Origin of the sequence: Embleya australiensis (genome assembly GCF_051903075.1) — a bacterium.
Classification (GTDB): Bacteria; Actinomycetota; Actinomycetes; order Streptomycetales; family Streptomycetaceae; genus Embleya.
Genome location: NZ_CP182423.1, coordinates 3,582,990 through 3,604,445, shown reverse-complemented (window position 1 = coordinate 3,604,445; position 21,456 = coordinate 3,582,990). Strand labels below are relative to the sequence as shown.

The window sequence follows — 21,456 nt, the reverse complement described above, 5'->3', positions numbered from 1 at the left end:
GTCCGCCGTCGACCCGCTCCCGGCCGCTCCACCCACCCACTCCGGCCCCGCCTCGCCCGACCGTGCCGGGACGACCCGGCACGGCGGCGAGACCTTCGCGAAGGAGAACCCGTGACCCCGACCCTCGCCGCGCCTCCGGCGACACGAACACGATCGGGCATGCTCGTCCTGGCGTGCCTCATCCTCTTCATCGACGGCTACGACCTGTTCACCCTCGGCACCATCGGCCCGAGTCTCCTGCACGACCGGTCCTGGGGCGCCACGCCGTCCACCCTGGGCACCCTCGGCAGCGTCACCGCCCTGGGCATGCCGCTCGGCTCCGTCCTGGCGGGCTGGTCGGCCGATCGGTGGGGCCACCGCACCCCGTTGGTCGTGTCCGTGACGTGGATCTCGGTGGCGATGCTCGGGGCCGCGCTCGCCGACGACCTCACCCGGTTGGGCGCCGCCCGGTTCTGTACCGGCATCGGCATCGGCGCGCTGGCACCGCTGGTCTCGGCGCTGGTCTCGCGCGGCGCCCCGCCCGGACGCAGAACCCTGCACCTGGCGATCGCACTCGGCTCCATAGGCGTCGGGGGCACCGTCTCCGCCCTGCTCGGCCGCTTCCTGCTTCCGGAGCACCACTTCCGGATCCTGTTCTGGATCGGCGTCCTGGCGGTGCTGCTCGTCCCGTTCATCCGGATCATGGTCCCGGCGGATCGGCCCGAATCGGCGCCGGCCGCCCGACGCCCCGTCGCGGAGCTGTTCACCCCGGCCGCCCGGCGCGGGACGGTCCTGCTGTGGGCGGCGACGTTCATGAGCATGGCGCTGGTCTACAGCACGACCGCGTGGTTGCCGACGGTGATGATGAAGAACGGCTACAACCTCGGCTCGTCCCTGGAGTTCATGATCGCCTTCACCGTCGGGGCGAGCGCCGGCGGGCTGCTGGTCTCCCTGCTCGCCGACCGCGGTCACCTGAAGCTCGTCACCATGGGCACCTTCGCCCTGGCCGCACTGGCCCTGCTCACCCTCAGTTCCAACCAGCCGCGCCCACTGCTGCTGGTGGTGTCGGCACTGGCCGGGCTCGGCTCGCTGGGCTGCCAAAACATGATCATCGCGTACATGTCGGCCTTCTATCCGCCACACCTGCGCGGTACGGGCCTCGGCATCGGCCTGGGTGTCGGCCGACTGGGCGCGATCGTCGGACCGTCCTACCTGTCGGCGGTGACCGCCCTGGCGGTCTCACCACGCACCGGATTCATCGCCTTCATGATCCCCGCCGTGCTCGGCACGGCCGTCGCGGCACTGCTGCCCGACGTCTCCACTCCGACCGAAGGTGCCCGCCCGCCGTCGAGCGCAGGTCCTGCGCGCCGCCGACGACGCGCAGGACGATAACCTCCTCCCGGTCGCGGGGGCTACCTCGATTCGCTGTGGATGCCGGTCATCAATGCGGCCAGGTCCTCGGGGGCCAGGAAGGAAGGCGGGGGTGGCGGGCCCCAGTTGAACAGGCCCTTGGCTCCCTCCAGGACCTCCGGTGTCCACAGCTGGTCGTCGACCACGCAGTCCATGTCGGAGTAGTACTCGCTGAAGTTGCCCGCCGGGTCCTTGAGATACCAGAAGAAGTTCGACCCGGCGTGGTGGCGGCCCAGGCCCCAGACGTGGCGCTCGGGGTGGTCCTCCAGCATGGCGGCGGCGCCGCGGCCGACCTCGTCGACGTCGTCGACCTGCCACGAGGAATGGTGCAGGAACGCGACCGGCGCGGCCAGGACCAGGATGTTGTGGTGGTCGGTGGAACAGCGCAGGAACGCCCCGTGGTCCTTGATGTAGTCCGATGCCTTGAAGCCGAGCCCGTCACGGAAGAAGGCGGTGGTGGCGTCGAGGTCGGTGGTGCCGACGACGGCGTGTCCGAGCTTGCGGGGGCGAACCGGTTCGGTACGCAGGACGCCGGGTGCGCGGGAGTCCGTGCGCTCGATGCGGCCGGGACCGTTGTAGGCGGTGGCCGCGACCGGTTCCTGCGTCGGGCGCGGGGCGATTTCCAGGACGGCGCGCACGGCCGTGGGCGTGTCGTAGGCGGTCAGTGCTCCGTCGGCGATGTGGCAGTCGACGCCGAGCCGCTTCAGGCGGGACGCGCTCGCCGCCAGGTCGTCGGGGGTGTCGACGCCGACCCTGACCTCCACCAGACGGCGGGTCGGCGCGTGCACGATCCTGAGCTGACGCCCGGCGTCCCGGGTGGTGAACCAGCCGTCTCCGTCCGGGGTGAGGCCGAAGTCCGTGTAGTAGGCGGCGGTCTCGGCGACGTTGGGGACCCCCATGGTGATGGAGGTCAGTCGGTGCAGTGCCACGAGAGGACTCCCTTGTCCGTCTGTCCGTCGACGCCCGGTCTCAGGCCACGAAGGTCTGGCGCAGTTCACCGATGCCTTCGATGGTGCTGACGAGTTCGTCGCCCGCGGCCAGCCAGCGCTGCGGGTTCCGGCCGAGGCCGACGCCTGCGGGGGTGCCGGTGAAGATCACGTCGCCCGGCAGGAGCGGCAGCACGGCGGAGAGACGGGCGACAAGTGTGGGCACGGAGAAGATCAGGTCACGGGTGCGGCCTTTTTGGACCTGTTCCCCGTTGATCGCGCAACGCAGTTCGAGGTCGTCGGGGTTGTCGAACTCGTCCGGTGTCACCAGCCACGGTCCCATGGGCGCGAACCCGGGATACGACTTGCCGAGGCTGAACTGCGGTGCCGGGCCCGCCAGTTGGATCACCCGCTCGGAGATGTCCTGGCCGACCGTCAGCCCGGCGACGTGGCTCCAGGCATCCTCCTCGCGGACACCGTGAGCGCGACGTCCGATGACCGCGACCAGTTCGACCTCCCAGTCGGTGTGGCCGTCCGCCGGCAACTTCACCTCGGTGACGGGTCCGCTGATGCTGGTGGCGAACTTGGTGAAGACCGGCGGGAGTTGCTCGGGCACGGCGAACCCCGACTCGGCGGCGTGGTCCCGGTAGTTCAGGCCGATCGCCAATGTCTGCCGCGGCGCCGGGGCCGGCGCGCCCAGTTCGCCGTGCTCGAACGCCACGCCGGCGGGGAGGTCGCCGGCGGCCCAGGTACGAAATTCCTCCCACCGCTCGTAGACGGCCTGGGGGTCGGCGGAGAAGCGGCCGTTGCTGCTCCGTTCGACGTCGACGGCCTTGCCGTCGACGATCAGGGCCAGTCGGCCGGAGAGGTTGGCGATGCGCATGACGGATCTCCCGGAGGAATGGGGTGGGGCGGCTCACTCGCGCACCCCACCCAATAATTAAGCATGATGATTATCCAGATTTTGCGGCGGCTGGAGCCACACCGTCAAGAGCTGAGGCAGAATGAACATGGTGAATACAGTGGTCCGATACAGAGGGAGTGGACGTGCCAGTCGATCCGGACAGACTCGCGCCGACCAGGAAGCCGGGAGCCACCTCTCGTGACAGCCCCACCGCGCTCGGCCCGCACCCGGGCGGCGGCTCGGCGGGCGCTCGAAGCACCGGGAGAGCTCCCCGACAGGCGGGCTCGGGGCGCGCCGAACGGGCGGCGCAGCAGGTCACGGAGTTGATCGAGACCGCGCCCCCCGGTTCCCGGCTCGGTACGAAGGAGGAACTGCGCACTCTCTGCGAGGTGTCCGTCGGCACCTTCAACGAGGCCCTGCGACTCCTCCAGGCCCGGGGTCTGGTCAATGTGAGACCCGGCCCGGGCGGGGGGCTCTTCAGCGCCGAGCAGTCTCCCATGGTCCGTCTCGGCAACTCCGTCCTGGCACTCGACGCGCAGCAGAACGACGTCGCCGAGGCGGTGCGCATCCGTGACGCACTGGACCCGCTGCTCATCGAGGACGCGCTCTGGTACGCCTCCCCGGCCGAGATCGCCGCGCTGCGCCCCCACATCACCGCCATGGAAAGCGCCGTGGGCGACGCCGACCCGGTGGCGTTCGTACACGCCAACTGGCGCCTGCACGCCGCGATCGCCGCGATCAGCCCGAACGCCTTGCTCGGTTCGCTGTACACGCACCTACTGGAACTGATCGAGACACACACCCTGTCGGTACTGCCGACCGGCGATCAACCCCTGGGCGAGTACATCGCCGACCGCCACGCACTGCATCGCGACCTGGTGGACGCCCTGGACCGACGCGACCGCGACGAGGCCCTTCGACTCATCCACGAACACAACACCACCCACGACGCCGCTCCCGCGTATGCGGCGCCCCCGGGTTCGACCTCGCGCCGGCAGCCCTGAGCCTGTGCCCCGCCACGGATTCGGGCCTGCTCACCGTCCTTGGCTCCGATGACGGGACGGACCCGCGCGTCATCGGGCTCCGCCGCCGTCGAGGAGGTCGTGGCGGGGGTCGGCCGATCGGATGATGTCGGTGTCGACCGGTCGTCGTCGTGGGATCGGCCGAGTCGGCGGCGGCGGGCCGGGGGTCCGGGCGCAGGATGGGAGGTGCCGTGCTGCCCCGTGGAGGAGTCCGTCATGACCGAACGTCCCCTGTCCCCGGCCGACCGGGCCCTGTCGGATGCCGCCGGCCGCGGTGATCTCGACGGTGTGCGTGCCGCGCTCGCCGCGGGCGCCGATCCGGCGGCGCGGGACGACGTCGGCCGCACGGCGCTGTTGTGCGCCGCGCTCGCCGATCACGTCGCCGTTGCCGAGTTGTTGGTCGAGGCCGGGGCGGACGTCAATGCTCGGGACGAGCGACTGGACAGTCCGTGGCTGGTCACGGGGGTCACCGGCAGCGTGGCGATGATGCGCACGCTGCTGGTCGGCGGGCCGGACGTCACGCTGCGGAACCGGTTCGGCGGGGTGTCGGTGATTCCGGCCGCCGAACGTGGGCACGTCGGGTACGTCCGCGCCGTGCTCGCCGAGACCGCCATCGACGTCGACCATGTCAACGACCTCGGCTGGACCGCCCTGCTGGAGGCCGTCATCCTCGGCGACGGCGGGCCGGCGCATCGTGAGGTGGTGGACGTCCTGCTCGCCCACGGCGCCGATCCGCTGCTGCCGGACGGCGACGGCGTCACCGCTCGGGCCCATGCCGAGCGTCGCGGCTTCCGGGAGATCGCCGCCTCCCTGCGGGCCGCGGAACGACGCGCCGACGACGCGCGCCGGGACGGGGCGTGACCGCCCGGGACGGCGCCGCGCGGGCCGGCGTACTCGCCGTGTTGGCCGCCGCCGTGCTCGCCGGCTGCGGTGGGCCGGCCGCCGGCCCCGGCCAGGCTCCGGCGCCTGCCGCGGCCTCTGCCGCCTCGGCCGCCTCGGCCCCGGCCGCTCCGGGTTCGCCCGCCACGACCCTGCTCGTCACCGACTTCGGCGCCGACACCGTCACCTTCGTCGACCCGTCCCGCACCGGCCGCGCCGCCGACCTCGGCTCGGTCCGGGTCGGCACCGCGCCGTACGGGCTCGTGGTGGCCCCCGACGGCACCGCGTGGGTAGCCGCCGCCGAGGGCGTCGCCGTGGTCGACACCCGCACCCGCGCACTGGTCGCGCGGATCCCGTACACGACCCGGACCGGCCGCGTCACCACCGGCGAGTATCGGGGCGGCGGCATGGGCATCGCCCTCTCCCCCGACGGCACCCGGATCTACGTCGGCGTCAACGTGCCCGGCGGCGACGGCGCGCTGGAAGTCGTCGACACCGCAACCCGCACCGTCACCCGGGTCGTTCCGGTCGGCCGCCGTCCCTTCGACGTGGACGTCTCCGCCGACGGCCGCCACGTCTACGTCACCGACCACGACTCCTTCGACGTGCGCACGGTCGACACCGACACCTGGGCCACGCGCCGGATCGAGGTGGCCCCGTACGGCACCCGGGGCGGCCTCGGCTCCTGGCTCAAGCCGCACTACACCGCCGTCCGCCCGTCCGACGGCGCCCTGCTGCTCCCCTTCGAGGGCGAGCGGCTCGCCGTCGTCGACCCGGCGACCGGCCGGGTCGCCGTCGAGCCGATGACGGCCAATGCGCACCAGCACGGCGTCACCGTCGCCCCCGACGGCACGCTGTACGTCGTCGCCACCGGCCCGATCGACTCCGACGTCGACGCCGGGCCGTCGCTCACCGTCCGCGCCCCCGACGGAGCCGAACGCGTCGTCCCGCTCGACGGGCCTCACGAGAGCGTCACCCTCTCGCCCGACGGCCGCACCGCCTACGTCTCCGGCGGCTTCACCCGCGACGGCGGCTGGAACGGCCTCACCCTGGTCGACACCACCACCGGCACGACCACGCGCCTACCCGTGGGCCGGCTCCCGCTCGCCGTCGCGGTCCTCCCGTGATGCCCGAGCCTCTCGGTGGGCCAGAACTTCGCCCATGTGCGCCGGCCCGGTCCCGGCCACATCCGCGTCGCCATCGCCGCAGCGACGGTCAACCCCACCGACCTCGGCGTCGCGGCCGGCTGCTTCCACCCGATCGGACTGGTCAAGCAGCCCGAACACACCGGACCGGGCTGGGACTTCGCCGGCGTCGTGGATGCGGTCGGGCCGGGGGTGGACCTGGCCGTCGGCACCCGGGTGGCCGGTTCGTCTGCGGCCTCGGCGCCGACCTCCTCACCCGCGCCGCCGGCGGCGAACTCCCGACCCGCGTCCACGCCGTCGTCCCGCTGGACAAGGCCGCCGAGGCCCCGAGGGCGGCCAGCCGTGTCGGCGTCGGTCCGTATATTGCGTCGCATGATGGACGGTGGGTACAGGTATTTGTCCTCGAGGGAGAGATTCCAGAGCCTGGTCGAGGAGTTGGCCTCTCTGGACATGGGCGGTTGGTACGTAGCGGAGGTCGAGGCCGCACTGGCCACGCTCGGGTGGGAAGTGCTCCCGGTAGAGCCCGACGAGATCGTCGACCTGGCGCGGGGACCGTTGCCCGGGGTGCGCTGGAAACTGGGTTACCCCCCGCGCGGGCCCCGGCAGGGGGTCGGGCTCGTGGCCGACGACGGCCTTGCGTTGCGGGCGGTTCGTTTGGAGGTGAACCTCGGCACCGGCATCGCCTACCGCGACGACCACCGGGACGAGGTGGACTTCATCCGGACGACCTGGGATCTGATGGAAGAGGTCCTCGGCACGCCGCCGACCCTGTGGGCCGGAGCCGGGAATCGATGGGAGAGCAGGGGCCCGCGAATGTTGTGGCGCCGTCCCGGAGAAACCACCCTGGCGGTGGGGATCGACGTGCACTCGGCGCCGGTCATGTACATGCTGCACACCGCCGAGGACAGCGACGCCTCGAGAAGGCCGAACATGTCGCCCGGGACGTGGCGCGCCGGCGATCCGGCCGATCTGCCCCCAGTACCCGACCCCGATGTGCCGCGCTCGCCCGTCACCTGGGAACGGGTGCAGACCCGTCTGGCCGACGCGCTGCGGGCACTGTGCGCCGACACACCCTGCCTGCCCGCCAGGTTCATCCTGCACCTGCAATCCGCCCACGACCCGCTCCGCTTCGTGAGCATGTGGAACGAGGGCCTCGACCTGCGCATCGAGTCCTTCGTCCATCACGCCGACCTGATCGACCACGAACTGCTCGCCGGCCGGGGGTGGTTCGACGCGGGCGGCCTGTGGCAACGACGTTTCCACAAAGCCGCCCGCAACAAGGAGCACACCGAGACCGCGGCGGCCATGCTGGTGGAAGCGATCAGAGCCATGGGCGTACACGACCCGGACGAACTGAGGTACCACGGAACCGTTTCCGGACGAGGCCACCTGTTCCGACTCGACCTGCCCCATCTCCACCTGCTCCGGATGGACGAACCGGACGAGTAACGCCACCCCGAACCGACAACCGGCAACCGAACGCAGCCCGCCCGAGGCGAGTGGTTCCGCGTGCGTGGGCAGGCACGACCGTCGGCCGAACAGGGCTGCCATGCGGAGGTGTTGCGGGTCCTCGACGACGACGCGATCGAGCTGTACGGGATTCGCGTCGACGCACCGACCGGGGCGACCCACGCCGCTCCCGGGAGCCGATTCGGTGGCGCGTTCCGCTTCATGCGGGGCGATCGCGGGCATGATGTGGGCCATGACTCACGTCGCCCGTCGCATGTTCGAGCTCCTGGAACCGATCTGCCTGGTCACCTTCTTCGCCGACGAGTGCAACGAGGAGTTCGCCGCGCTCGGCCACCGCACCTACTGGGACGGCTACTTCGCGAGCCGCGCCGCGCCGTTGGGGCGGGTGCCGGCGGAGGTCGTACACGCGGCCTTCTACAGCTTCGCCGAGGGGGAGGCCGCGCGGCACATCCCGAGCGCGTGGGAGACGATCCCACCCGAGGCGTCCCTGGCCGCGCGCGAGCGGGGCAGCGCGGCATCCGTGAGGCGGATCCTCGGCGACGAAATGGCCGACTCCGCGGGCCTGGTGCGCGCCGCCGACCTGACCACCAAGGCCGCGACGAGCGCGCCCATGGACGGTCGCGTGATGTACGCCGGAATGCGCGCCCTGGCGGTGCCGGGCGACCCGGTCGCCCGGCTGTGGCATTCCGCGACCATGCTGCGCGAGCACCGCTGCGACGGGCACATCGCCGCGCTCGTCGGCGCGCGCATCGGCGGTACGGAAGCCCACCTGCTGGACGCGGCGGCGCAGGGCATCCATCCGCCGGAGTCGTTCGGGCGCGTCCACCACCTGCCGAAGGAACGACTGGCCACGGTCATGGGCGGTTTACGCAAGCGCGGACTCCTCGACGCCGACGGCCGATTCACCGACACCGGCCGCGAAACCAAACAACGCGTCGAGGCCCTCACCGACGAACTCGCCACACCGCCATACGACGCCCTGTCCCCCGCCGAACTCGAGGAGTTAATCGCCGAGTTGGAACCCATCACCGCGAAGCTGGTGGCCGCAGGCTCGCGGTGACAGGCCCGCAACGGACGGGATCGGGAGTCGGCCGACCCGCACGGGCATGGTGAACTCGGCGGCGGCACCCGGCGCGTGGGCCCTGATCTCGCGGGCGAGGGCAGGCGATGACTCCGCCTACCTCGGCGGCCTGTCCGGACACCGCCGGCTGATCGTCCTGGATCTTCGCGGCACCGGCCGCTCCGCGATTCCCCAAGACCCCTCCTCCTACCGCTGCGATCGCCTGGTCGACGATGTCGAGGCACTGCGCGAGCACCTCGGCCTACCGCGGATGGACCTGCTCGGCCACTCCGCCGGCACGAACATCGCGACGCAATACGCGGCCCGGCACCCGGAGAAGGTCGGCAAGCTCGCCCTCATCGGCCCCAGCCCCCGAGCCGTCGGCGTCGCGATCACGGGTGAGACGCGGCGCGAGATCGCGCAACTCCGGAAGCACGAGCCGTGGTTCCCGGCAGCGTTCGCCGCCCTGCAGGCGATCACCGAGGGTACGGGCAGCGACTGGGAAGCCGTCGCCCGCTTCTTCTGGGGCCGGTGGGACGCCACGACCCGGAAGCACCAAGCAGCCGGCCGGCCGAGCAACCAGGAAGCTGCCCGCCTGTGGCCGCGGCCGAGTTCGCGGAAGTGTTCCCCGACGCCACGCTCGTGGTGCAGCCGGGAGCAGGCCACTACCCGTGGCTCGACCACGCCGACCGATTCGTGGCAACCACGGCGGCATTCCTCCGCGGATGACCCGGGCCCACGCCCCCGAAGCCCGACGCGGACGCGAACCGTTCAACGGCTCGGCTTCCTTCTTGAGGCTCGGGTGCAAGGGTGAGTGCTGCCCCGGCGCCCCGGTGCCCCGCGGAGGCGCGGAGGCGCGGTGCCCCGGTTGCGGGGCGGCCCGGATCGCTCGCCGGTGGTCGGGGCGGGCGATCCGGCCGGATCGGCGCTACGGCACGGTCAGGACGACCTTGCCGGTCACCCGGCCCGTGTCGCCCAGCATGTGGCCCTTGGCGGCCTCGGCGAGGGGGAATACGGCCTCCACGACGGGGCGCAGCGATCCGGCGTCGATCATGGCGGCGATCGCACGCATGCCTTCCTGGTCGGCTTCGACGAGCATCGGCCGTACCCGGACGCCCGCCGCGGCGCGCGCCGCCCGGTCGGCCAGGTCGTCGGGCAGTTGGGTCAGGGCGATCGACACGAGTTGCCCGCCCGGCGCGAGTACGCTCAGCGACCGCGCGGCGGTGTCGCCGCCGAGGGCGTCCAGCACGATGTCGACGGGTTCGATCGTGGTGAAGTCCCGGGTCCGGTAGTCGATCATCTCGTCGGCGCCGAGCGAGCGGACCACGTCGTGCTTGGCGGCGCTCGCCGTCCCGATGACGTGGGCGCCGCGCGCCTTGGCGATCTGTACCGCGAAATGGCCCACCCCGCCGGCGGCCGCGTGCACCAGCACCCGCTGACCGGGCCGTACACCGGCGGTGTCCACGAGGGCCTGCCACGCGGTGAGCGCCGCCAGCGGCACGGCCGCGGCCTGCGTGTGGTCGAGGCTTGTCGGCTTGGCGGTCATCGCCCGCGCGGGGGCCACGACGTACTCGGCGAAGGCCCCAACCCCGGACGGGTACGGCAGCATGCCGAACACCTCGTCGCCCGGCTCGTGCAGCGTCACCCCGATGCCGACCGCCTCGACCGTGCCCGAGACGTCCCAGCCCAGCACCAGCGGAAGCCGGCCCAGGAAGCCGGCGAATTGGCGGTGCTTCCAGTCCGTCGGGTTCATACCGGCCGCGTGTACCCGCACCAGGATCTCGGAGGGGCCCGGCACCGGCCGGGGGGATTCGATCTCGTGTACGACGTCGGGCCCGCCGTACACGTCCTGGCTCATCGCCTTCATGGTGCTCTTCGCTTCCTGTGCGGTGGTGGCATCCGTGCTTGTCATGGGACCCAGCATGTCCGCGATGCGACCAGGCAAAACAGTGGCCCGAAGGTCATCATGTGCAATGATCGGGCCATGGCCATCGTCGGTACATCGCCCACTTCCGTTGCGTTCGGGTCGGACTCCGAGCCGTTCCCGTGCATCCCCGCGCCGGTCTCGGACGAGCCCGCGCCGGTTCCGCACCGCGTCGTGGTGCTGGCCGTCGACGGCGTGATCCCGTTCGAACTGAGCCTCGCCGCACGCCTGTTCGGCGCCGCGACGGACGCCGCGAACCGGCCGCTGTACGACGTCGTGACCTGTTCGATCGACGGACGCCCCGTGCGCACCGCGGCGGACTTCGCGATCACCGTCGAACACGACGCCGCGGTGCTCGCGAGCGCGGGCACGGTCGTCATCCCGGCGTCCGAACGATTCGCGGAGATCGTCGACGGCGCCGCGATGCCCGCGCCGCTGGCCCGTGCGCTGCGCCTGATCCCGCCCGACGCCCGCATCGTCTCGATCTGCATCGCGACCTACGTACTGGCCGCCGCGGGCCTGCTCGACGGCCACCCGGCAACCACGCACTGGCGGCACGCGGAGCGCCTGGGCCACCTGTATCCGCAGGTCAGTGTGACCTCCGACGTGCTCTACGTGGACGCCGGCCGGGTCCTGACCTCGGCGGGCGCGGCCTCCGGGATCGACCTGCTCATGCATCTGATCCGGGTCGACCACGGCAGCGCGGTCGCCAACCTGGTCGCGCGCCGCTGCGTGGTGCCACCACAGCGCGAGGGCGGTCAGGCGCAGTACGTCGAACGTCCTGTACCCCCGACCGCCGACACCGGCACATCCGCCACCCGGGCCTGGGCCCTGGAACGGCTGCACGAACCGCTGTCGCTGGAAGACCTCGCCCGACACGCGGGCATGAGCCGCCGCACCTTCACCCGCCGCTTCCGAGCCGAGGTGGGGCAAAGCCCCGGCCAATGGCTCACCCGGCAACGCGTGGACTTGGCCCGGGAGTTGCTGGAAACCAGCGACCTACCGGTATCCCGAATCGCCGAACGCGCCGGCTTCGGCACCGACGTCTCCCTACGCCAACACCTACACACCGCAATCGGCGTCTCCCCGGGCACATACCGCCGAACCTTCCGAACCTGACCCCTCCGCAGCAGCGGCGGCGTCCGGCCCGCCGGGATCTGGACCCCGGAGGCCTCGTGAGGTGGCTGCGGGTCGCCACCCTCGTGGCGGCCACCGTCACCTCCGGGCTGAACGCCGGCCCCGGTAAAGGTACCGAATAGTGCGTACTTCCGCCCCGGGCGGTCGCGATCTACGGTCGCATGGATCAAACCGGTCGAACGAAACCGGCCGACCACCGCTCCGTCTGCTGCCGTGGTCGCTCGGCGTTTTTGTACGAGAGGGAACAGCACATGAGGATCGGCGTACTGGGCACGGGCGAGGTCGGACGACGGCTCGCCGGCAAGCTCGCGTCACTGGGGCATCACGTCACGCTCGGCTCCAGGACGGCGGACAACGCCGAGGCCAGGCAGTGGGCGGCGGACAACGGCGGCGCACACGGCACCTTCGCCGACGCGGCCGGCGCCGGCGAACTCGTGGTGAACGCGACCGGCGGCCTGGTTTCGGAGGCCGTGCTGGAGGCGGCGGGGGCCGACAATCTGCGCGGCAAGATCCTCGTCGACGTGTCCAACGCACTGGACTTCTCCGAGGGCTTCCCGCCCAAGGTCTTCACCCCGGACGGCGGCAGCCTCGCCGAGCACCTGCAGAAGGCGTTCCCGGAAACCCGGGTCGTCAAGACCCTCAACACGATGAACAACACGGTCATGGTCGAGCCGGGCCTCGTCCCGGGCCACCACAACGTGTTCCTCAGCGGCGACGACGAGGCCGCCAAGGCCGAAGTGGCAACCCTGCTGGGCTCCTTCGGCTGGACCCCCGCCCAGATCATCGACCTCGGCGACCTGTCCAGTGCCCGCGCGACGGAACTCCTGATGCCTCTGTGGCTACGCCTGTACGGGGTCCTGGGCCCGGTCGACTTCAACATCGCGGTCGCCGTCGCCCCCACCGCCGAGCGGGCCTCGACCCCCGCATGACCCGGATCGGGCGCAACGGGTAACCGACCACCACCGTCGCCGGGGGCGCCACTCGGCTCCGTCGCCCCCGGCGGCGGGTTCTGGGTCGGATGGTGGTGGGAGACTGGGTTGGTGATCGGGCAAGGGGCCTCCGCGGGGGCGTTCGTGGCGACGTTGGATGCGTACGATCTCGGGGCGGGCTCGGGGGGCGTTCATCGTGGGCTGCCTTCGTCCACCGTGTCGATCACCATTCCCGAGGACGACTTTCTCGAGGTCGGGTGGGTCGCGCGTTCGGGCTCGCCCAGTCGCCACCGCGCTGTGGTGGCCGGCCTGCACTTGGATGCGGCCGAGCTGCGGCAGCAAGGGTGCACGCGTGGTGTGTACGTCACACTCGACCCGCTGGGTGCCGGGGCCTTGCTGGGGCTGCCTGCGTCTGCCCTGGCCGGACACGTGGTCGACCTTGCCGACGTCGTTCCCGCGCTCGCGGATCTCCCGGAGCGGTTGGCGGGCTGCCGGACCTGGCCGCAACGTCGCGCGCTGGTCCAACGGTGCCTGCTGGCCGGCCTGGCACGGCACGGTGAGCGCGACAACGCCAACGAACTGCGTGCCATGCTCGCGGCCCTGGCCCGCACCGCCCGGGTGGACGAGGCCGCTCGGCGGCTCGGCTGTTCCAGGCGGCACCTGAGCGCCAGGGTTCGTGCCGAATGCGGGGTGACGCCGAAGGAGTACCAGCGTCTGGTCCGCTTCGAAGCCGTCCGACGCCGGCTCGCGGCCGTCGGCACCGCAGGAGCCGGCCTGGCGGACGTGGCCGCCGCGTCGGGGTTTGCCGATCAGGCGCATCTCTCCCGGGAGTGGCGGGCCATGGCCGGGTACACACCCACCGAGTGGCTGCGCACCGAAGGCCCGTCCGCGAGCAAGCCGTCCGCCCACGACCGGTCCTCCACCGGGGCGACCGCGTCCGGGTGACCCTCGGCCGGGCCGGAGACTGCGGCCGATCCCAAATGTTCAAGACTCGGCCGCCTCCCCGCCTCATGATCGGTACATGACAGAAACCCGGATCCTCCCTCGCCTGATCGTGTCCGACCCCGACCGTGCGTCGGCCTTCTACCGGGAAGTCCTCGGCGCCGAGGAAGTGTTTCGTGCGCCGGGCGACGACGGCCGCCCCACCGTGGTGGATCTGCGCCTCGGCGGGTTCTCGTTCCGGGTCTCCCCCGCCGTCGCGGCATGGGGGTGGGTATCACCACGTGATCTGGGCGGCTCGCCGGTCCTGCTGGAGGTCGAGGTCGACAACCCGGACGAGGTCGGCGAACGCATGACCGCCCACGGGGCCGAGGTGGTCGTGGCCATCGAGAACCGGCCGTACGGGAAGCGCTCGGGCCGCATCCGCGACCCGTTCGACCATCTGTGGATCATCACCGGAGAGCCCGCCTTCGACGACATCCACGCGGACTGACCACACCTCGTCCGATTCAACCCCAACCGCGGCGTTCCCGGCCCCGAGGGCACGCGCATGCGCCCGCGTCCCCATAATGTCGCCGTGACCCTCCCCCTCCCCGAGTCCGCGATGCCCGCACCGCCCGCGACACCGGCCGACCCGGTGGAGTCCACCGTGCGGGTGTCCACCCTGGAGCTGTTCTTCGACCTGGTCTTCGTGTTCACGGTGACCCAGCTGACCGCCGCGATCGCGCACGAGTTGAACCCGACCGGGATCACCCGGGTGGTGCTCATGCTCGCGCTCATCTGGTGGATGTACAGCGGCTACGTGTGGCTGACCAACACCGTGCCGCCGACCACGCCCCTGCGCCAGGCGCTCCTGATGGTCGGGATGGCGGGCTTCCTCGTGGTCGCGTTGGCCATTCCGCACGCCTTCGACGGGACCGGGGAGGCGTTCGGATTCGGGTACCTGATGTTGTCGGGTGTGCACTTCGCGATGTTCCTGGCCTCCGGCGGCACCCGGCAGGCGTTCGTCCGGATCGCCCCGTTCAACATGTCCAGTACCGCGTTGATCGTGGTCGGCGGGTTCCTCGACACCAACGCGCAACTCGCGGCATGGGCCGCCGCGGTGGTCGTGCAGGTCATCACGCCCTACGTCGCCGGCAACGACGGCTTCCGGTTGAGCGTCCCGCACTTCGTGGAGCGGCACGGTCTGGTGGTGATCGTCGCGCTGGGCGAGTCGGTGATCGCGATCGGCGTCGGCGCGCAGGGCCTCGCGCTGAACCCGACCCTCATCGCGACGGCGGCATCGACCCTGACGGTGTGCTTCGCCATCTGGTGGGCGTACTTCGGCGCCGACGACGACGAGCGGGCCGTCGCGGTCCTGGAGCGGCTGGAGCCCAAGGCCCGCAATCTGCGCGCGCTCAACATCTACGGGTACGTGCACTACGGACTGCTCCTTGGCATGCTGCTGTTCGCGGCCGGCGTCAAGGGAGCGATGGCGCATCCCTCGGACCGCCTCGACACCGTCCACGCCGGCACCCTGGTGGGCGGACTCGCGCTCTTCCTCGCCTCGGTCGTGGCCACCCGTCGTGCCTTCCACATCACCCCGAACGGCCACCGGATCGGCGCCGTGCTGACCCTGCTCGCCACCATCCCGATCGGCCGCTTCGGCTCGGCGCTGGCCCAGATCGCCGCCATCGCCGCGATCCTGATCGCGTACGGCACGCTGGAAACCCGCCATCGCCGGCGGCACCCGGCGGCTCCGCTCGACGTACACACCGTTCCGTAACGTCGGTTCGGCCCCGGTGACCACGTCCCGGTAACCGCGTCCCGGGAACTCGAAACAGCGGGCCGGGCGTTGCGACCATGAACCGGATCGTGCCCACGTCGGCGTGGGAACGGCGCAGACCGAGGAGGGCGCGATGACCCGGCGACGCGTCGCCGTACGTCCTCCCCGCGTCGGCTCTCCCGGTATCCACCGCCGCCGCAGCGCACCTGCCTCCGCCCGCACCACGCGCTCCCGGCGCAATGGGTGGCTCGGGGCGCTGCTCGCCGTCGCCCTCGCGCTGCTCGGCGCGCCGGCCGCCCCCGCATCCGCCCACGCCGCCGGCGCACCCGATCCCGACCGCGCCTCCGCCTCCGCCTCCGCGCACGCCACCGCCGACCCGGGGCACGTACGCGACGTCGCCGACGAGGCGACCCGCGACGTGCGACGCGGCCCGCCGACACCGCTCGCGGCCCGCGACCTCCACGACGAGCGGCACCACCTCCACCACCCCCACGACGCGGCGCTCACCGGCCGCGCCGTCGCGCTCCCGCCACCCGCGGGGCATCGAACCTCCGCGCTCGGCGCCGACGCCGATCCTTCGCCGCGCCGTTTCGCGCTCCCGCCGGGCCGCGCTCCACCGTCTCCCCGGGCTCCAGACGTTCCCTGAGTCCGATCGCCGCGCGCCGACCACCGGCCGCGGTGTATCCGTGGAGACCATCCTTGCCACGTGCCACCAAGGTGCGGGCGTTGTTCGCCCTCGCCATCCTCGCCATGTCCACCTACATCGCCGCCACCATGCCACCGCGCCTGGGCCTCGACCTGCGCGGCGGTACCCAGATCGTGCTGGAGACCCGGGACTCGCCCACCGCGAAAGCCGACCGCGACGCCACCGACCGAACCCTGGAGGTGCTACGTCGTCGGGTCGACGCGCTCGGCGTCTCCGAACCCACTCTCGTCCGCTCGGGCGAGCGACGAATCATCGTCGAACTCCCCGGCGTACAGGACCCGCGCCGCGCCGCCGAGGTGCTCGGCCGTACCGCACAACTCACCTTCCATCCCGTTCTCGACGTCGTCGACCCGACCGGCGCCCCGACCACACCCGAGGCCGAGGGACGCCAGGTGTTGCCCGACGAGTCGGGCCGAATGTTGAAGCTGGACGCATCACGGATGAGCGGAGCCGACGTCGACCGCGCCCGGGCGCTCCTGGATCCGGCCGGCGGCGGCTGGCACGTCACGCTCGACCTGCGCGGTCGGGGCGAACGGGCCTGGGCCGAACTCACCGCGGACGCCGCGTGCGCACCGTCGGGAAGCCCCGCGCGGCGCGTGGCGATCGCCCTGGACGGCAGGGTCGTCTCCTCGCCCCAGGTCGAGCAGTCGGTGCGCTGCGGCACCGGCATCCTCGGCGGATCCACCCGCATCACCGGCGACTTCGACAAACGTGACGCGCGCGAACTGGCGCTGCTGATCAACGGCGGCGCGCTGCCGGTACCGGTCGAGACCGTCGAACACCGCACCGTGGGGCCCACGCTGGGCGAACGGGCCATCGAGGCCGCGATGTGGGCCGCGATCGTCGGCGCCGCGCTGACCGCGCTGTTCATCGTGTGCGTGTACCGCCTGCTCGGCGTCCTCGCCGCGCTGGCCCTGGTCGGCTACGGGCTGATCGCGTACGCCGCCCTGGTCGGCGTCGGCGCCACCCTCACCCTGCCGGGACTCGCCGGGTTCGTACTGGCCGTCGGGATGGCGGTCGACGCCAATGTGCTGGTGTTCGAACGGGCCCGGGAGGAATACCTCGCGCGAACCGCACCGGCCCTGCGTCCGTCCCTGACCCGAGGTTTTCGCAACGCGTTCGGCGCCGTCGCCGACTCCAACGTCACCACGCTGATCGCCGCGGGCCTGCTGTTCTTCCTGGCCACCGGCCCGGTGCGCGGATTCGGGGTGACGCTCGGCATCGGCGTGCTCGCGTCGATGGTCAGCGCGCTGGTGGTCACCCGGGTCCTGGCCGAGTTCGCCGTGACGCGCGCGGCGGTCCGGCGCCGGCCCCGGATCAGCGGCATCGCGCACGCGGGTCGGGTACGCGAGTGGCTGGGCAGGCGCGATCCGAACCTCATGCGGCATCGCCGACGCATGATGGCCGTATCCGGCGTACTCGCGCTGGGCCTGGCGGTGTCCGGCGTAGCGGTACGCGGCGTCGACTTCGGCGTGGAGTTCACCGGTGGCCGGCTCGTCGAGTACGCGACCACGCAGGCGGTCGATCCGGACCGGGCCCGGGCGGCGCTCGCCGACGCCGGATTCCCCAAGGCCGTCGTACAGGCCTCGGGCGATCACGAACTCACGGTACGCACGGGCAAGCCGACCGAGGCCGAGGAGGTGCGGATCACCGCGACGGTCGTCGAACTCGGCCACGGCGCGGAGAAGGTGCGCGACGAGTTCATCGGGCCGAGCCTGGGGAAGGAGCTGCGACTCAAGGCCACGATCGCCCTCGGGGTGGCGCTCGCCGCCCAGATGGCATACCTCGCGGTGCGGTTCCGCTGGACCTTCGGGGTGGCCGCGGTCGTCGCGATGGCGCACGACGTGCTGATCGTGGTGGGCGCCTTCGCGTGGCTGGGACGCACGGTCGACGCGGTGTTCCTGGCCGCGCTGCTCACCGTGATCGGCTACTCGGTCAACGACTCCGTCGTCGTCTTCGACCGGATCCGCGAACTGCGCCGCACACCCGGTGAGCGCTCGCTCGCCCGGATCGCCGACACCGCGGTGTTCCAGACCCTGCCGCGCACCGTCAACACCGGTTCGGGCGCGTTGTTCGTCCTGATCGCACTGGCCGTGCTGGGCGGCGACTCACTGGCCGACTTCGCACTGGCCCTGCTGATCGGGGTGGTCGCCGGCACCGTCTCCACGGTCACCGTCGCCACACCCGCGGCAGTCGCACTGGAGTCACGCACGACACCTGCGCCACCACGCACGCCCCGCCCCCAACCCTCCCCCGACCACCACAGCGGGCGCGCTTCCCGCCCCGGCCACACCCCACACGACAACGGCGCCCGCATCTGACCCTTCCGAACCGCCCCGCGGCGGTAGCCCTGCCCCATCCACCGGGCCCACCGCGGCGGGGCAGGGCGAGACGGCCCTCCCCGGCCGTGCTCGCGACGCTAGCCGAGCAACGCGACCGCCTCACCCAGCAGGCCGATCTCGCGGGTGGTCAGGTTGGGGTCGGCGCGGCGGAAGCGTACGGCATGGTCCAACGCGTCGGGAGGCACGGCGCCGACGGTGGCCAGGAACGCGGTGAGGAACTCGGCGGCGAGCGCGGCCTCCGCCCAGGCGGGGTCGACCGCGACCTGGGCAAGGATCAGCGCGGATACGGCGACGTCGAACTCGGGCCGCCCCTCTCGGGAGTTGCGCCAGTCGATCACCACCGGCCCGCGCGCTTCGAGCATGATGTTCGCCGGGTGCAGATCCAGGTGCACCGGATGCTCCCCGGGCCCGCCCGGGATCCGTGGCGGCAGCGCGTGGAGGCGGGAGAGCAGGCCGGCCAGCTGTTCCGCCGCCGCCGACGTGGTGATCTCCCCGCTGCCCAGCGCCTGCAGCATGGTCGGACCGGTGAGTCGTTCGAGGACCAGATCGCAGCCCTCGGCCGAGTAGACCCGGGGCACCGGGAACCCCAACGCGCCCACGTGCGCCATCATCGAGGCCTCGGCGGCCACGTCGCCTCCGTCCCGATACCGGCGCAGGACGCGCTGCGCGTCGAGAGCGAAGACATCGGCATCTCGGCCGGACGCCACCATCACGAGGTCGGTCACAACGTGACGGTACTGTCATACACCGAGCCCCGCGCAAGGCTTCGGCGCCAGGACGACCGTCATCACCTTCACCTCCGGGTAGCTGGGGCTGTGGCAGCCAAGTCACCGACCTGGCGGGCGATTTCGGGCCACAGGGCGGCGGGGAGATCGTGGCCGACTCCCGGGTAGGTCACCAGGCGGGCGCCGTCGACGGCCTTGGCGGTGGCACGGCCCGCTGCAACGCGCAGGATCGGGTCCTGCTCCCCGTGCAGGACCAGTGTGGGTCGGCGCAGTTCCGCGAGCTTGGCTCCGTGCCACTGGGCGCCGATCTGGCGGCTCTGCGCCTTGGTGTCGCGCGGACCGCTGTCCACCTCGGCCTCGACCCACGCACGCGCCGCGGCTTCGTCGAACGGGTAGGCCGGTGAGGCGATTTCGCGCCAGACGGTGAGGGCGGCCTCGATGTCTCCCTCGCGACCCTCGGGGAACTTCGCGCGGGCGAGCCTGGCGAGCAGCCCGAAACGCAGGTAGCGCAGGACGCGCAGCCCCGAGACGTCGCTGGGGAGGGCGGCCGACGAGGTGACACTGAGCACCCGATCGGGGTGGCGCAGCGCGATGCGCTGCGCGATCACTCCGCCCAGGGAGTGACCGAAGACATGGGCGCGTTCCCAGCCGAGTTCGTCCATCACGGCGATGGCGTCGTCGGTCATGTCCTCCGAGGTATAGGCGTCGCCGCGCTTGCCGAACAGGGCCTTGAACGGGTTGGTGGTGGCGGTGTCGGGCATCCGGGTCGACTGGCCGGCGTCGCGCTGGTCATAGCGGGCCACCGCGAACCCGGCGTCGGCCAACGCCCGGCATAGTCCGAGCGGCCACCAGAAACGGGCGGTGGCCAGGCCCATGACGAGCAGCAGCGGTTCGCCCTCGGAGCCCTCCAGCCGATCGAAGGCCACTTGCACGTCGCCGTTGTGCGCATACCGGGTCGGGGTCCAGTCCTGTTGCGGCCGGCTCGGGGGCATGTCGACTCCCTTTCATCTACTGCGATCGGTGTTCGCAGTCCAGGTGTGCCCTAAGGTACTGCATACGTCGTTCGCAGAACAGGAGGGGTCATGCCCGAGCCGCCCGCCCACAGCATCTGGCTGCGTCCCGAGCGCGCCGGCCGCGGCCCCGTACCGACGTTCGACCGCGATCGCATCGCCGCCGCCGGCGTGGCCCTCGCCGATACGAACGGCCTGCCTGCCGTCACCATGCGCGCGGTGGCGGACGCCCTCGGGGCCGGACCGGCGTCCCTCTACCGCTATGTGGCCACCCGCGACGAACTGCTCGAGCTGATGATCGACCGGGTCAACGGCGAGATCTCATACGCCGAACTCGGCTCCGGAGTCTGGCTCGAGGACCTGCTCGCCCTCGCCCGGCAAAGCAGGAGCGTCCACCTCGCGCACCCGTGGCTGCTCGACGCCACCGCCACCAGAACGCCGGTCGGACCGCACGCGGTCACCTACCTGGAACACGCCCTCACCGTGCTCGCCGACCTCGACGTGGCCTCTCGTACCAAGCTGGAAGCCATCGCGATCCTCAATGCCGTCATCGCCGCCCTGACCCGCGCCGAGGTGACCGGTCATCTCGCCGGGCAGACCATCCCCCAGTGGCAACAGGCCCAGGCGGAATACCTCACCCGGGTCGCCATGGCGGGCCGACACCCGCACCTCGCCGCCGCCCTGGCCGGACAACCCCCGGCGGCCGAGGACTCGACGGAAGCGCTCTTCGACCGCGTCATCACCCGCCTACTGATCGGGCTCCTGAGCCCCGACGACATCGCGACGACCCCGGCACCCGACCACACGGAGCCGAAGCCGCCCGCCGCCGACTGATGCGCCGCGGTCGGGGTGCGTCAGGGTGGGGGCACGGTCGGGTCCTCGGCGACCGGGTTGCCGTTGGCGTCGAAGATGGTTCTGCTCCAGTGTTCGTCCCACTTGTCGCCTACGGTTCGCGGCACCTTGCCGGCCGGATAGCGCACGGTGCCCGGCGGTGGATCCCGGTCGTCGGGCACACATTGTCTGCCCGTGGCGCTGCCGATCTGCTTGACCGGGTACTCCCCGCCACCGCAGATGTGCTCGGGGAAAGCATCGCAGCCGGCGGTCGACGAGCCGGCGAGGATCGCGGCGAGCGCGACCGCGAGAAGTCGACCCGGGTGTCCGGCCGGGAGCCTGCGCACGATCGG

20 protein-coding genes and 1 pseudogene are annotated in these 21,456 nt (G+C 71.9%); 15 read left to right on the top strand and 6 right to left on the bottom strand.

The window, feature by feature from the left end; all coding sequences use genetic code 11:
- Window positions 1–111 precede the first annotated feature (111 nt).
- Complete coding sequence (locus ACMXN5_RS45825) at window positions 112–1,371, top strand: MFS transporter (RefSeq protein ID WP_439680799.1); 1,260 nt, start codon at window positions 112–114, stop codon at window positions 1,369–1,371.
- Between the two features lie 20 nt (window positions 1,372–1,391).
- Here ACMXN5_RS45825 and ACMXN5_RS45820 read toward each other — a convergent pair whose 3' ends face one another.
- On the bottom strand, window positions 1,392–2,318 hold the full coding sequence (locus ACMXN5_RS45820; RefSeq protein WP_439680798.1) for a VOC family protein: 927 nt from the start codon (window positions 2,316–2,318) through the stop codon (window positions 1,392–1,394).
- A 40-nt stretch (window positions 2,319–2,358) separates the two neighbouring features.
- Window positions 2,359–3,198 carry a fumarylacetoacetate hydrolase family protein gene (locus ACMXN5_RS45815; RefSeq protein WP_439680797.1) on the bottom strand — a complete coding sequence of 280 codons (840 nt, stop codon included), beginning with the start codon at window positions 3,196–3,198 and terminating at the stop codon, window positions 2,359–2,361.
- 164 nt (window positions 3,199–3,362) lie between these two features.
- Here ACMXN5_RS45815 and ACMXN5_RS45810 point away from each other — a divergent pair, with 164 nt between their 5' ends.
- The 6 genes and pseudogenes from ACMXN5_RS45810 to ACMXN5_RS45785 all read left to right on the top strand — a co-directional run.
- Window positions 3,363–4,223: a FadR/GntR family transcriptional regulator gene (locus ACMXN5_RS45810; protein ID WP_439680796.1), complete on the top strand. Its 861-nt coding sequence runs from the start codon at window positions 3,363–3,365 to the stop codon at window positions 4,221–4,223.
- Between the two features lie 234 nt (window positions 4,224–4,457).
- Window positions 4,458–5,102, top strand: coding sequence for an ankyrin repeat domain-containing protein (locus ACMXN5_RS45805; protein WP_439680795.1), 645 nt, complete (start codon window positions 4,458–4,460; stop codon window positions 5,100–5,102).
- A complete protein-coding gene (locus ACMXN5_RS45800) occupies window positions 5,099–6,247 on the top strand; it encodes a YncE family protein (protein WP_439680794.1) in 1,149 nt (382 codons plus the stop codon). Before ACMXN5_RS45805 ends, ACMXN5_RS45800 begins: the two co-directional genes overlap by 4 nt.
- Window positions 6,248–6,262: 15 nt before the next feature.
- Window positions 6,263–7,714, top strand: a complete 1,452-nt coding sequence (locus ACMXN5_RS45795; protein ID WP_439680793.1) for an alcohol dehydrogenase catalytic domain-containing protein — start codon at window positions 6,263–6,265, stop codon at window positions 7,712–7,714.
- A gap of 253 nt (window positions 7,715–7,967) precedes the next feature.
- On the top strand, window positions 7,968–8,795 hold the full coding sequence (locus ACMXN5_RS45790; protein ID WP_439680792.1) for an SCO6745 family protein: 828 nt from the start codon (window positions 7,968–7,970) through the stop codon (window positions 8,793–8,795).
- Window positions 8,796–8,904: 109 nt separating this feature from the next.
- A pseudogene (locus tag ACMXN5_RS45785) lies at window positions 8,905–9,524 on the top strand (alpha/beta fold hydrolase); the annotation flags it as partial.
- A gap of 199 nt (window positions 9,525–9,723) precedes the next feature.
- Here ACMXN5_RS45785 and ACMXN5_RS45780 read toward each other — a convergent pair.
- Window positions 9,724–10,662, bottom strand: coding sequence for an NADP-dependent oxidoreductase (locus ACMXN5_RS45780; protein ID WP_439681424.1), 939 nt, complete (start codon window positions 10,660–10,662; stop codon window positions 9,724–9,726).
- A gap of 117 nt (window positions 10,663–10,779) precedes the next feature.
- On the opposite strand from ACMXN5_RS45780, the gene ACMXN5_RS45775 reads away from it, so the two are divergent.
- From ACMXN5_RS45775 to secD, 7 genes are all read left to right on the top strand, one after another.
- Window positions 10,780–11,838, top strand: coding sequence for a GlxA family transcriptional regulator (locus ACMXN5_RS45775; RefSeq protein WP_439680791.1), 1,059 nt, complete (start codon window positions 10,780–10,782; stop codon window positions 11,836–11,838).
- Window positions 11,839–12,107: 269 nt separating this feature from the next.
- On the top strand, window positions 12,108–12,785 hold the full coding sequence (locus ACMXN5_RS45770) for an NADPH-dependent F420 reductase (RefSeq protein WP_439680790.1): 678 nt from the start codon (window positions 12,108–12,110) through the stop codon (window positions 12,783–12,785).
- Between the two features lie 357 nt (window positions 12,786–13,142).
- Window positions 13,143–13,730 (top strand): helix-turn-helix domain-containing protein, encoded by a 588-nt coding sequence (locus ACMXN5_RS45765; protein WP_439680789.1) that lies wholly within the window; start codon window positions 13,143–13,145, stop codon window positions 13,728–13,730.
- Between the two features lie 76 nt (window positions 13,731–13,806).
- The gene (locus ACMXN5_RS45760; protein ID WP_439680788.1) at window positions 13,807–14,217 is read left to right on the top strand and encodes a VOC family protein; all 411 of its coding nucleotides are present in this window, start codon (window positions 13,807–13,809) and stop codon (window positions 14,215–14,217) included.
- Window positions 14,218–14,301: 84 nt separating this feature from the next.
- On the top strand, window positions 14,302–15,489 hold the full coding sequence (locus ACMXN5_RS45755) for a low temperature requirement protein A (RefSeq protein ID WP_439680787.1): 1,188 nt from the start codon (window positions 14,302–14,304) through the stop codon (window positions 15,487–15,489).
- Window positions 15,490–15,622: 133 nt separating this feature from the next.
- On the top strand, window positions 15,623–16,135 hold the full coding sequence (locus tag ACMXN5_RS45750) for a hypothetical protein (RefSeq protein ID WP_439680786.1): 513 nt from the start codon (window positions 15,623–15,625) through the stop codon (window positions 16,133–16,135).
- A gap of 53 nt (window positions 16,136–16,188) precedes the next feature.
- Entirely contained in the window at window positions 16,189–18,516 is a 2,328-nt protein-coding gene (gene secD, locus ACMXN5_RS45745; RefSeq protein ID WP_439680785.1) for a protein translocase subunit SecD, read from the top strand.
- 98 nt (window positions 18,517–18,614) lie between these two features.
- On the opposite strand, the gene ACMXN5_RS45740 is transcribed toward secD, so the two are convergent.
- Both ACMXN5_RS45740 and ACMXN5_RS45735 read right to left on the bottom strand, forming a co-directional pair.
- Window positions 18,615–19,262, bottom strand: a complete 648-nt coding sequence (locus ACMXN5_RS45740; RefSeq protein WP_439680784.1) for a phosphotransferase — start codon at window positions 19,260–19,262, stop codon at window positions 18,615–18,617.
- Between the two features lie 68 nt (window positions 19,263–19,330).
- Window positions 19,331–20,254, bottom strand: a complete 924-nt coding sequence (locus ACMXN5_RS45735; RefSeq protein ID WP_439680783.1) for an alpha/beta fold hydrolase — start codon at window positions 20,252–20,254, stop codon at window positions 19,331–19,333.
- 90 nt (window positions 20,255–20,344) lie between these two features.
- On the opposite strand from ACMXN5_RS45735, the gene ACMXN5_RS45730 reads away from it, so the two are divergent.
- On the top strand, window positions 20,345–21,106 hold the full coding sequence (locus tag ACMXN5_RS45730) for a TetR/AcrR family transcriptional regulator (RefSeq protein ID WP_439680782.1): 762 nt from the start codon (window positions 20,345–20,347) through the stop codon (window positions 21,104–21,106).
- Between the two features lie 20 nt (window positions 21,107–21,126).
- Here ACMXN5_RS45730 and ACMXN5_RS45725 read toward each other — a convergent pair whose 3' ends face one another.
- Window positions 21,127–21,450 (bottom strand): SCO0607 family lipoprotein, encoded by a 324-nt coding sequence (locus ACMXN5_RS45725; RefSeq protein ID WP_439680781.1) that lies wholly within the window; start codon window positions 21,448–21,450, stop codon window positions 21,127–21,129.
- Window positions 21,451–21,456: the final 6 nt, after the last annotated feature.

Coding starts and splice junctions, on each gene's coding strand:
- ACMXN5_RS45815 (WP_439680797.1), bottom strand. CDS start 3,198: ATGCGCATCGCCAACCTCTCCGGCCGACTGGCCCTGATCGTCGACGGC.
- ACMXN5_RS45805 (WP_439680795.1), top strand. CDS start 4,458: ATGACCGAACGTCCCCTGTCCCCGGCCGACCGGGCCCTGTCGGATGCC.
- ACMXN5_RS45790 (WP_439680792.1), top strand. CDS start 7,968: ATGACTCACGTCGCCCGTCGCATGTTCGAGCTCCTGGAACCGATCTGC.
- ACMXN5_RS45780 (WP_439681424.1), bottom strand. CDS start 10,662: ATGAAGGCGATGAGCCAGGACGTGTACGGCGGGCCCGACGTCGTACAC.
- ACMXN5_RS45775 (WP_439680791.1), top strand. CDS start 10,780: ATGGCCATCGTCGGTACATCGCCCACTTCCGTTGCGTTCGGGTCGGAC.
- ACMXN5_RS45770 (WP_439680790.1), top strand. CDS start 12,108: ATGAGGATCGGCGTACTGGGCACGGGCGAGGTCGGACGACGGCTCGCC.
- ACMXN5_RS45760 (WP_439680788.1), top strand. CDS start 13,807: ATGACAGAAACCCGGATCCTCCCTCGCCTGATCGTGTCCGACCCCGAC.
- ACMXN5_RS45750 (WP_439680786.1), top strand. CDS start 15,623: ATGACCCGGCGACGCGTCGCCGTACGTCCTCCCCGCGTCGGCTCTCCC.
- ACMXN5_RS45735 (WP_439680783.1), bottom strand. CDS start 20,254: ATGCCCCCGAGCCGGCCGCAACAGGACTGGACCCCGACCCGGTATGCG.
- ACMXN5_RS45730 (WP_439680782.1), top strand. CDS start 20,345: ATGCCCGAGCCGCCCGCCCACAGCATCTGGCTGCGTCCCGAGCGCGCC.